This is a genomic window from Clostridium tagluense, from assembly GCF_003865095.1.
GTDB classification, from domain to species: domain Bacteria; phylum Bacillota; class Clostridia; order Clostridiales; family Clostridiaceae; genus Clostridium_AD; species Clostridium_AD tagluense.
In genome coordinates, this window is sequence record NZ_BHYK01000001.1 from 203,664 (window position 1) to 214,748 (window position 11,085).

8 protein-coding genes are annotated in these 11,085 nt (G+C 31.6%); 5 read left to right on the forward strand and 3 right to left on the reverse strand.

All coding sequences use genetic code 11. From position 1 onward, the window contains the following. Window positions 1–204 precede the first annotated feature (204 nt). The 3 genes from hpf (at window position 205) to prfB (ending at window position 4,775) form a co-directional block, all read left to right on the forward strand. Window positions 205–741 carry a ribosome hibernation-promoting factor, HPF/YfiA family gene (gene hpf / locus Ctaglu_RS01010; protein WP_124997151.1) on the forward strand — a complete coding sequence of 179 codons (537 nt, stop codon included), beginning with the start codon at window positions 205–207 and terminating at the stop codon, window positions 739–741. A 251-nt stretch (window positions 742–992) separates the two neighbouring features. Next, window positions 993–3,494 carry a preprotein translocase subunit SecA gene (gene secA / locus Ctaglu_RS01015; protein ID WP_124997153.1) on the forward strand — a complete coding sequence of 834 codons (2,502 nt, stop codon included), beginning with the start codon at window positions 993–995 and terminating at the stop codon, window positions 3,492–3,494. Between the two features lie 176 nt (window positions 3,495–3,670). Then, window positions 3,671–4,775 (forward strand): peptide chain release factor 2 gene (gene prfB / locus Ctaglu_RS01020; protein ID WP_185732556.1). Its coding sequence is split into 2 segments (ribosomal slippage): window positions 3,671–3,748 and window positions 3,750–4,775, totalling 1,104 coding nucleotides; the frame shifts between segments, so codons are not numbered across the junction. 117 nt (window positions 4,776–4,892) lie between these two features. On the opposite strand, the gene Ctaglu_RS01025 is transcribed toward prfB, so the two are convergent. Beyond that, a complete protein-coding gene (locus Ctaglu_RS01025; protein ID WP_124997155.1) occupies window positions 4,893–5,900 on the reverse strand; it encodes a YeiH family protein in 1,008 nt (335 codons plus the stop codon). Window positions 5,901–6,049: 149 nt separating this feature from the next. On the opposite strand from Ctaglu_RS01025, the gene Ctaglu_RS01030 reads away from it, so the two are divergent. Beyond that, complete coding sequence (locus Ctaglu_RS01030) at window positions 6,050–6,937, forward strand: LysR family transcriptional regulator (RefSeq protein ID WP_124997157.1); 888 nt, start codon at window positions 6,050–6,052, stop codon at window positions 6,935–6,937. Here Ctaglu_RS01030 and dhaS read toward each other — a convergent pair. Continuing rightward, window positions 6,915–7,490, reverse strand: coding sequence for a dihydroxyacetone kinase transcriptional activator DhaS (gene dhaS / locus Ctaglu_RS01035; RefSeq protein ID WP_124997159.1), 576 nt, complete (start codon window positions 7,488–7,490; stop codon window positions 6,915–6,917). The two genes, Ctaglu_RS01030 and dhaS, sit on opposite strands and share 23 nt — an antisense overlap. A 282-nt stretch (window positions 7,491–7,772) precedes the next feature. Between dhaS and Ctaglu_RS01040 the strand changes: the two genes are divergently transcribed. After that, window positions 7,773–9,476, forward strand: coding sequence for a methyl-accepting chemotaxis protein (locus tag Ctaglu_RS01040; RefSeq protein WP_124997161.1), 1,704 nt, complete (start codon window positions 7,773–7,775; stop codon window positions 9,474–9,476). 113 nt (window positions 9,477–9,589) lie between these two features. Here Ctaglu_RS01040 and proS read toward each other — a convergent pair whose 3' ends face one another. After that, the gene (gene proS, locus Ctaglu_RS01045) at window positions 9,590–11,083 is read right to left on the reverse strand and encodes a proline--tRNA ligase (RefSeq protein ID WP_444979565.1); all 1,494 of its coding nucleotides are present in this window, start codon (window positions 11,081–11,083) and stop codon (window positions 9,590–9,592) included. Between the last annotated feature and the right edge of the window lie 2 nt (window positions 11,084–11,085).

Sequence of the window (11,085 nt, forward strand, 5' to 3'; positions counted from 1 at the left end):
GACTATAAACAATGTACAATATACGTAAATAAACAGGGGAATAATAAGCAATATTGTGATAACATGCTTTAAATTGCAATAATATTATGTAAATTCTGATTTTAATGGTTGCTATTTAGTATTAAAAGTAATATTATAGAAATACACTATATAACATGCTTAGCAATCTAGCATTGTATAGATATTAGAAAGGGGCTGGACAGTATGAAAGTTAGAATAATAGGAAAAAACATAGAGATAACAGAGGCCTTGAAAAATATTATGGAAAAGAAAATATCTAGATTCGATAAGTATTTTAATCCGGATGTTGAAGCTCAGATAACTTTGGGTGTTCATAAGAATAGACATACTATAGAGGTTACAATTCCTTTTAATGAAGTTGTTTTAAGAGCAGAAGAGGAAAATGAAGATATGTATACTTCATTAGATCTTGTTGTTGATAAATTAGAAGGACAAATTAGAAAACATAAAACAAAATTAGAAAAAAGAAATCGTGGAACTTCTCTTAAATTTAAGGGCATACCATTATATAGTAGTAGCCAAGAAGAAGAAGACATGGATCCTAAAATAGTAAAGACAAAGAAATTTGCATTTAAGCCTATGTCAGCAGAGGAAGCAGTTCTTCAAATGGAGCTCGTTGGTCACAGCTTTTTCGTATATATGAGTGATGAAACATCAGAAGTTCACGTAGTGTATAAGAGAAAAGATGGGAACTATGGATTGATAGAGCCAGAATTTTAATGCTTATTAAAAGGACTAAAGTAAGGATAAACTTACTTTAGTCCTTTTTTATTTAAAAAATATGATGTTTTTTCAAAATCATTTATTAAACCTGTATTCTACACAATATGACAATGTAAGAGTATTAACAATAATTTTACAATTAACAAGTCATATAAGTTGAATACGAGCAAATTAAGTGGTATAATTTAAATAATATATTTACGAATTATTAATAGGAATTATTAAAATGAATAGTGAGGATGAAAATTATGAAATTTTTCAATAAGTTATTTGGTAGTTATAGTGATAGAGAAATAAAAAGGATAATTTCAACAGTAGATAAGATAGAGGAATTAGATGCAAAAATGACTAGCTTAACTGATGAAGAGCTTAAAGCGAAAACAGAAGAATTTAAGACTAGGCTAAATAATGGAGAGACTTTGGATGATGTATTACCTGAAGCCTTTGCAGCAGTAAGAGAAGCTTCATGGAGAGTTCTTAACATGAAGCATTTTAGAGTTCAATTAATAGGTGGTATAATACTACACCAAGGAAGAATAACTGAAATGAGAACTGGTGAAGGAAAGACACTAGTGGCTACACTCCCATCATATTTAAATGCTCTAACAGGAAAGGGTGTCCACATAGTTACAGTCAATGACTATCTTGCAAAAAGAGATAGAGATGAGATGGGGAGAATACATGAATTTTTAGGACTTTCTGTAGGAGTAATTATTCATGATTTAGACCAAACTCAAAGACAAGAGGCCTATAATTCAGATATAACTTATGGAACAAATAATGAGTTTGGATTCGATTATTTAAGAGATAATATGGTTGTTTATAAAGAAGAAAGAGTTCAAAGAAAACTAAATTTTGTAGTGGTGGATGAGGTTGACTCCATATTAATAGATGAAGCTAGAACCCCACTTATAATATCTGGAGAAGGGGAAAAATCTACAGATTTTTATAAAGTAGCAGATTATTTTGTTAAGGGACTTGTGAAGGAAGAAGACTATACTATAGATGAAAAAGCTAGTGCAGTTATAATGTCTGATGTTGGTATAGACAAAGCAGAAAAATATTTCCACTTAGAAAATTATACTGATGCAGAAAATATGAATGTACAACACCATGTGGTTCAAGCTTTAAAAGCAAACTATATCATGAGAAAAGATAAAGATTACATGGATAAAGATGGGGAAGTTATAATTGTAGATGAGTTTACTGGAAGACTTATGGAAGGCCGGAGATATAGTGATGGACTTCACCAAGCTATTGAAGCAAAAGAAGGCGTAAAAATTGAAAAAGAGTCAAAAACGCTTGCTACAATTACCTTCCAAAACTATTTTAGAATGTATAATAAGTTATCGGGTATGACTGGTACTGCACTTACAGAAGAAAATGAATTTAGAGAAATATATGGACTTGACGTATTAGTAATACCTACTAATAGGCCGCTGGCAAGAGTTGATAATGCAGATTTAGTTTATAAAACTGTTAAGGGAAAATATAAGGCCATAGTAGATGAAATAGTTGAGACATATAAAATTAAGCAACCTGTTCTTGTAGGTACTGTTAGTATAGAGAAATCAGAATTATTATCTGAAATGCTTAAAAGACGTGGAATCCCTCATCAAGTACTTAATGCTAAATATCATGAAAAAGAAGCTGATATAATATCACATGCAGGAGCACTTGGCATGGTTACTATAGCAACTAATATGGCAGGTCGTGGTACGGATATTAAGCTTGAAGATGGAGTTGTTGAAGTTGGAGGACTCAAGATAATTGGAACTGAAAGACATGAATCTAGACGTATTGATAATCAGCTTAGAGGACGTTCTGGTCGTCAAGGAGATGTAGGAAGCTCAAGATTTTACATATCACTAGAAGATGATTTAATGAGAATATTCGGTTCAGAAAGACTTCAGGGAGTAGTAGAAAAATTAGGTTTAACTGATGAAGATGCTATCGAAAGTAAAATGGTAAGTGGAGCTATAGAAAGTGCTCAAAAGAAAGTTGAAGGAAATAATTTTGATATAAGAAAAAATGTTGTTCAATACGATGATGTAATGAATCAGCAAAGAGAAATAATATATAGACAAAGAACAGAGGTTCTTCAAGGAGAAAACATAAAAGATCAAGTTGAAGAAATGATAAAAGATGTTGTTTTAACTGCAGTGGAATCTCATATTACAGGCATAGAGGAAAGTTTTGATGAGGAATTAGTAAAATTAATTAATTTCCTTGAACAAATATATCTTCCAAAGGGAATTGTTTCAATAGAAGAATTGGGTAAAACATCTAATGAAGAAATTAAGACTACTCTTTTAGATATAGCTGTGAAAATGTATGCTGAGAAAGAAGAACATTTCGGTGAGGAACAAATGAGAGAAGTTGAAAGAGTTATTCTTCTAAGGGTTGTAGACAGCAAGTGGATGGATCATATTGATGATATGGAGCATTTAAAGCAAGGTATTGGACTTAGAGCTTATAAGCAACAAGATCCATCACAAGCCTACCAAATGGAAGGTAGCGATATGTTTGCTGAAATGATTGAAAACATAAAGACAGAAACAGTTAAATACTTATTCCACGTGCAAATAGAAAAAGCACCTGAAAGAGAAATGGTTGCCAAGATTACATCAACCAATCATGATGATTCCGCTAAAAAAGAACCAAATAAAAAAGAAGTTAAACCAGGAAGAAATGATGACTGTTCTTGTGGGTCAGGGAAGAAATATAAAAACTGCTGTGGCAGAGGCTAATAATTATTAGTTGTTTCGGAGAACTTAGCAAGGGTTAGTAATTATGGATAAAATAAGGAATAGTAATAGTTCAAAATTGACAGATGACAGTTGACAGTTAATAAAATTTTTCCCAGTGGAAAAACGAAAACTAAACTGTTTACTGTCAATTTTTAATTAAAAAAGGGGTGCAATAATTGATAGTACAAATAGAAGAAATAGTAAGTGAATTAAATGTAGTAAAAGTTAACGTAGAAGAAATCAGGGTGTCTCTTTGACATAACAACATTGGAAAAAGAATTAAGAGAGTTTGAATTTAAAATGCAAGAAACTAGTTTTTGGGATGATACTGACCTAGCACAAGAAATTGCTCAGAAAGCTAAGGCGATTAAAGATAAAATTGATAGATTTAACCTATTGATCAGTAAAATAGAGGACTTAGATGTGCTAATTGAGCTTAGTGCAGAGGAAGAAGATGATTCATCTATGGGAGAAATAAAAAGCGAATTAAGAGATGTAGCCCATGATATTGACAGGTTTAGAATAGAAATTTTACTGTCTGGAAAATATGATATAAATAATGCTATTTTAACCCTTCACAACGGTGCAGGTGGAAATGATGCTCAAGATTGGACGGAAATGCTGTATAGGATGTACTCAAGATGGTGTGAAAAGAAGGGATATAAAATTGAAGTTTTAGATTATCAGCCCTCTGATGAGGCAGGTATTAAAGCAGTTACATTAAAAATAACTGGTGAGTTTGCCTATGGATATCTAAAAGCTGAAAAGGGAGTGCATAGACTTGTAAGAATTTCACCCTTTAATGCAAATGGAAAAAGACAAACTTCCTTTGCTTCTTGCGAAGTGCTTCCAGAGCTCACTGAAAGTCAAGATATCGATATAAGACCTGATGACCTCAGAATAGACACTTACAGGTCTGGTGGTGCTGGAGGTCAACATGTAAATAAAACTGAGTCAGCCATAAGGATTACGCATATACCTACGGGCATAGTAGTTCAGTGTCAAAATGAAAGAAGTCAGCATAGTAATAAACAAACTGCAATGAAGATGCTTATGGCAAAACTTTTAGATTTAAAGGAAAGAGCTAAAAAGGATAGAATTGAAGATTTAACTGGAGATTTGAAAGATAATGGCTGGGGAAGTCAAATTAGATCTTATGTATTTCATCCCTATAATTTGGTTAAAGACCATAGAACTAATACAGAGATGGGAAATGTAGATGCAGTTATGGATGGGGATATAGATATTTTCATCGAAGAGTACCTTAGAATGAATAAATAAAATAATCCGGTAGAATATTTAATTATTCTACCGGATTATTTTATTTAAGACATACGTGATAATTAAGTAGAAAGGGTGAATTTAAAAATATTAGTGGAACAAAACAAATGTAGGTTTTTACATTTGTTTTGTTATAACTTGCACAGCTATACTAACAATGGCAACTGTAAACCAGACTATAAGACCTAAAAAGATAGGCTTAACACCATTTTTCATCATTTTTTTAAAGTCAGAGGACAAACCTATAGCTGAAAGAGCCATTACTATCATAAATTTGCCCAAAGTATTTATGTAAGATATGCTGTTTCCTTTAAATAATCCTAAAGTATTTAATAGTGAAGCTACTAAAAACCATAATATGAACCAAGGAAATATTTTACCTATGCTAAAATTAACAGTATTATCGATTTTTGCTTCTTTTTTCTTTTTGAAAGCAACTACGATACTAAATATAATTGAAATGGGTATGATTAAAGTAGCTCTTGTAAGTTTAACTATAGTTGCATAGCTTCCGGCTGCATTACTATAAGCGTAACCCGCAGCAACCACTGAGGAAGTGTCATTAATAGCAGTACCAGCCCAAAGTCCAAAGGCTTTATCGGAAAAATGAAGTAAATGGCCAAGGGGTGGGAAAATAAGAACTGCAATAATATTAAATAAAAATATAGTAGAAATTGAGTAGGCTATTTCCATTTCATCAGCTTCTATTATAGGAGCTATTGCAGCAATGGCGGACCCTCCGCATATGGCAGTACCTACACCGATTAGGGATTTTAGCTTTGAAGGAATGCCTAGTAATTTCCCGAAGACATAAGCCGATATAAAGGCTGCTGATAAGGTGAAAAAGGTAACAGATAATGAATCCATACCTGTTTGTAATACTTTAGTAAAACTTAATCCGGCACCGAGCACAATTATTGCCCATTGAAGTATTTTTTTAGAAGTGAAGCCTATCCCTTTTAAAGTATTTTTGGGTTTCCCAATTACATTATTTATAATAATACCTATAACAATACCAAATACAGGGCCACCAACTATAGGTAAAATACTTCCTAGCCAGGTGGAAATAAGTGCTATAACAAATGCAAATAGTATTCCTTGAATGTTTTGTTTAAACCAATTCATAATAACGTCTCCTCATCTTTTATCCTTGTCACTTACTAATAATAATACCAGTTTAAATTAAAATCAAATTATAAATGCTTATACAAGTATAAGCATTTGTTATATGTTATCATAAGATATAACAATTTATTATGATTGGAGAGATAAATTTGCTAGATATTAGACTTGTAACATTCATAACCCTTGCCAGCACTAAAAGTTTTACAAAATCAGCAGCACTGTTAAATATAACGCAACCAGCTGTATCGCAGCATATAAAATTTTTAGAGGAAAGCTATGAAGTTCGTCTTATTGCAAAACAGGGCAAAGGCTTTAATTTAACAGAGGAGGGCTTAATCTTATTAAAATACGCTGAGCAAATAGATGTATTATACAGAAGGTTAGAAATGAATTTAAAGAATAAATCAGCAAGCATAAAAACCTATAATATAGGTGCTAGTATGACAATTGGAGGCTATGTTTTACCCTATTTATTAGGCGAGCATAAGAAATTATATGAAAACATAGATATTTTGCTCCAAGTAAATAATACAGAAGAAATATTGAAAAAACTAGTAAATGGAAAAATCGATTTTGCAATGATTGAAGGATTATTTGATAAAAATAAATTTAAGTATAAGAAATTTAAAGAGGATGAACTAGTTCTAGCTGTTTCAAAAGATCATGCTTTTGCAAAAATAAAGGAAGTTGACATAGAAGAGGTAATTAATGGTAATCTTATATTAAGAGAAAAAGGGTCAGGAACTAGAGATATATTAGAAAATAGTCTTATTAAACTTGGTTATCAACTAAATGATTTAAAGGGTTATATGGAAATAGGAAGTATTAGCGCAATTAAATCTTTAGTTGAGTTAAATCTTGGGTATACAATTATATCAAGAGAAAGTATAAGGAAAGAGCTTAAAATCGGAACTATAAAAGAAGTTGCAATTGTGGGGTTTCGTATCAAAAGAGAATTTAATTTTGTTTATCTGTACCAAGAAAAATTTATTGAGGAGTTTATGGATTTTTGTTTTAATTTTCTTTATGATAAGTAGCATATCTAGTTAAAGCGCTTAGCATACTCCCTTCAATTATTTCATTTAGGTTATCTACAACTGCTTTTGGGGATTCCCTCATGCTATTTTTTATCCATTGGACGGTTATACCTACAAAAGCATAGGTATAGAAATCTGCAATAAAGTTTTTATCTTTGTCTGAAACTTTTATTTTTGAGGATATATCGTTTATTACTCCCATAATAAGATCATAGGTTTTTTCAAAAAGATATCCATCAAATGCATTTTGGCCTGGAGTATTAAGGGCGTTAATATAAAAAGATTTATTACTCAAAAAATAAACTAAAGTTTTATACATGCCATCAGTCCAATGGGCATAGTTTTTACAATTATCTATATTTTCTATGGCCTCAGTATAATAAATCCAATTTACAAGATCAAATTTATCCTTAAAGTGATAATAAAAGGTTTGTCTGTTAATTCCACAGTTATCCACAATTTCGTGTATTGATAATTTGGATAATGGGATTGTTTCCATTAATTTTTTAATTGATAAGGCAAGAGCTTTTTTTGTTAGCTGTGATCCTGACATTATTTCCACCTACAAACATAAGTATTAATAAAAGATAATAATATTAACTTTTACTAATAGTATTATAACAAAAAGAATAGGAGCATTCAACAAAAGCAATTTTTATATATGGTATAATATTAAGAAAGTATCCACTGGGATATATGTGTTTTATTTATAATAAGAAGGAATTCTATACCATTATGTAGAAGAAATACAATGAAGATATTGTTTTTAATTATAATTTTAAAATAGTTTAAAAACAAATAATAAAAATAAGAATATACTTTAGGGGGATTAATAATGAAAAGAAAAACAGCAGGATTTAGCTTACTATTTTTTTTGCTTTCTGCAACGGTTTTTAATATGTTATTTTTAAATTTAGCATCAAAATCGTTCAAGGCAGTGCTTTCTCAGGGTAATATACCAACTAAGGAATTGGAAATTGTATCACTGGGTATAAATAGTATTTATGTAAAATATAATATTGGACTTAGTTTGATTTTTAGTATTGTGCTATTTTGCATTATTTTAATATTAATTAAAAATATGAATCACTCAATGAAAACTATAGATAATCAAACAAAAAAAATAGCAGAAGGGCAATTTACAGTTAGAGTAAAAGCAGATGGAGTAGGCGAGGTTATTGCTACAAATATTAATGAAATAGTCCGAAATATAAAAAAGGTATTGTGCGAAGTTATGCAAGTATCACAGATGAATAGAGACCTTGCAGATACGCTCCAGAGTAGTGCAGAGCAAACAGAGACAACAGCCAATGAAATATCCACTGCCATTTTAGAGGTAGCAGTAGGTGCAACAACTCAAGCGGAGGCTTCAATTTCCACAAAAGAAAACACGCAGCAGATGTGGAAAAATGCGGATAAGATTGCTAGGTTTGCAGAAAATGCAAAAAATATTGCGAAAAATATGATTCAGGCAATCCAGATCAATACTGAGATGTTTGCTAAATTCACTGATAAAATGGAAGACACAGCATTATCTAATTCCAAACTAGCGCATACAATTCAGACATTGCAAGATGAGATTCATAAGATTAATACTATAATTCAAGTTGTTACAGATATTAGTGAAAGGACCAACTTACTTGCATTAAATGCTGCAATAGAAGCAGCTAGAGCTGGAGAACAAGGCAAAGGATTTGCAGTAGTGGCTGATGAAGTACGAAAACTTGCAGAGCAATCCTCAAGTTCAGTAGGAGACATTGGTAAAATAACCACAAATATTATCGAAAAAATTTCTATAATAAGTATAGAAGCTAAAGAGGAAGTGAAAAAAATTGAAGAAAATGTTGAATTTGTAGAGCAAGCAAAGGAATCTTTTGGCAAAGTAATTGATTCAACGAAATTAACCTATGATGCTGTAGATGAAATTTCTATACTAGCAGTAGAAACTGCCAACGAAGCAGAATATGTAAATGAACTTATGGATAAAGTAAGCTCAATAACACAGCAGTCACTAGCTATCACAGAAGAAGTTTCAGCAGCGGCGCAAGAACAAACCACAACAATGCATAATATGTCCGTGATAGTCGGGAAGATGAACAAGACTGCAGATGAAATTGATGGTCAGTTAAAGAATTTTACAAATAATATTACCTTAGGAGAAAAAGAAAATAATATTATAAAAGAAGGGCTAGAGATATTGAAGTCAATTGCCATAGAATTAAGTTCAAAAGGGTATTCAATAGAGCATACTTCTGAGCTATTGAAACATAGAAAAAACTCATATATGCAATTTGAATATATTGGAGTTATAGATTCAGAGGGTAATGTGAAATTTGCAACAGAGAATATAATTAAAGGTAGTAATAATTACTCCTTTAGGCCTTATTTTAGAGCCTCAGTAGCAGGAAAAGAATTTAGGAGTGAGCCATATATATCTAATGTCTCTTATAATTATTGCATTGCTATTTCTGTGCCTTTTAAAGATAGTAATGGTGAAATAAATGGAGTTGTCATGGCCGATATTTGTATAGTAAATTAGTTGGAAATTGTACAGTGTTTATTAAAAAATGTAAAAAAATCGTATCACTTTTTTATAAAGTGATACGATTTTTATTTATATTTTAAATTTAATCTTAGAGCGGACGTCTAATTTTAGTAAGCTCTTCCCCAAGTTACTATAGCTTTAGCTGGTTTTCCACAACATAAGCAAACACCTTTTTTCTCTGGTTGATCCAGTGGCATGCATCTAGAAGACGCGCCAGCTACTTCTTTTACATTTTCTTCGCAAGCCAAATCTCCACACCATGGAGCATCAACAAATCCTAAAGTTTTATCTAGAAGATTTTTTAGCTCTTCTACTGTAGTTGTACTAAAGGTTCTTTTATTTTGTATATTTCTAGCTTTTTCAAGTAGTGAATTTTGAATATCCTTCAAAATTTCTGGTACTAATGATTCTAGTTCAGGAATTGGAACAATGATTTTTTCTCTTGTATCACGTCTAACTAATACTACTTGATTTTTTTCTATATCTTTTGGTCCAACTTCTAGTCGTAGTGGCACACCTTTCATTTCGTATTGGCTAAATTTCCATCCAGCCATTTTGTCGCTGGTATCCATTTTTACTCTAGCTACTTTTGATAACATATCTTTAAGTTCTGTAGCTTTTTCAATTACGCCTTCTTTATGAAGTGCAACTGGAACTATTATAAGTTGAATTGGAGCTACTGCTGGTGGCAGAACCAAACCACTTTCATCACCATGAACCATGATTATAGCACCGATAAGTCTTGTAGACATTCCCCAAGAAGTTTGGTGAACGTAAGCAAGTTTACCCGTTTTATCTGTATATTGAATATTAAATGCTTTGGCAAAACCATCTCCAAAGTTATGAGAAGTACCACATTGCAGTGCTTTTCCATCATGCATCAAACTTTCAATTGTGTAAGTGTCTTTTGCTCCTGCAAATTTTTCTTTTTCTGTTTTTTGGCCCTTTATAACTGGAATTGCAAGGGTTTCTTCACAAAAAGTTGCGTATATATTTAACATTTTAAGGGTTTCTGCTTTTGATTCTTCCGCAGTTGCATGAGCTGTATGACCTTCTTGCCATAAAAATTCTGAGCTTCTAAGAAAAGGTCTTGTGGTTTTTTCCCATCTTACTACAGAACACCATTGATTATATAATTTAGGGAGATCATTGTAAGATTGAATTATCTTTGCATAGTGATCGCAAAATAATGTTTCGGAAGTAGGCCTTACGCAAAGTCTCTCTGCTAATAATTCGTTACCACCATGTGTTACCCAAGCAACCTCTGGTGCGAATCCTTTAACGTGATCTGCTTCTTTTTTCAGAAGACTTTCAGGAATGAACATTGGCATATATACATTTTCATGATCGGTATCTTTAAACATTTGATCTAAAATTTTCTGAATATTTTCCCAAATAGCATATCCATAAGGTCTAATTACCATACAACCTCTAACACTTGCGTAATCAGCAAGCTCTGCTTTTTTAACAATATCTGTATACCATTGTGCAAAATCATCTTCCATAGAGGCAATAGATTCTACAAATTTTTTTTCTTTTTCCATAATTAATCTCCTCTCATTTAACAAAATATTTAAAAATGAATACAAAAAAAGCTCCATCC

Coding starts and splice junctions, on each gene's coding strand:
- proS (WP_444979565.1), bottom strand. CDS start 11,083: ATGGAGCTTTTTTTGTATTCATTTTTAAATATTTTGTTAAATGAGAGG.
- hpf (WP_124997151.1), top strand. CDS start 205: ATGAAAGTTAGAATAATAGGAAAAAACATAGAGATAACAGAGGCCTTG.
- secA (WP_124997153.1), top strand. CDS start 993: ATGAAATTTTTCAATAAGTTATTTGGTAGTTATAGTGATAGAGAAATA.
- Ctaglu_RS01025 (WP_124997155.1), bottom strand. CDS start 5,900: ATGAATTGGTTTAAACAAAACATTCAAGGAATACTATTTGCATTTGTT.
- Ctaglu_RS01040 (WP_124997161.1), top strand. CDS start 7,773: ATGAAAAGAAAAACAGCAGGATTTAGCTTACTATTTTTTTTGCTTTCT.
- dhaS (WP_124997159.1), bottom strand. CDS start 7,490: ATGTCAGGATCACAGCTAACAAAAAAAGCTCTTGCCTTATCAATTAAA.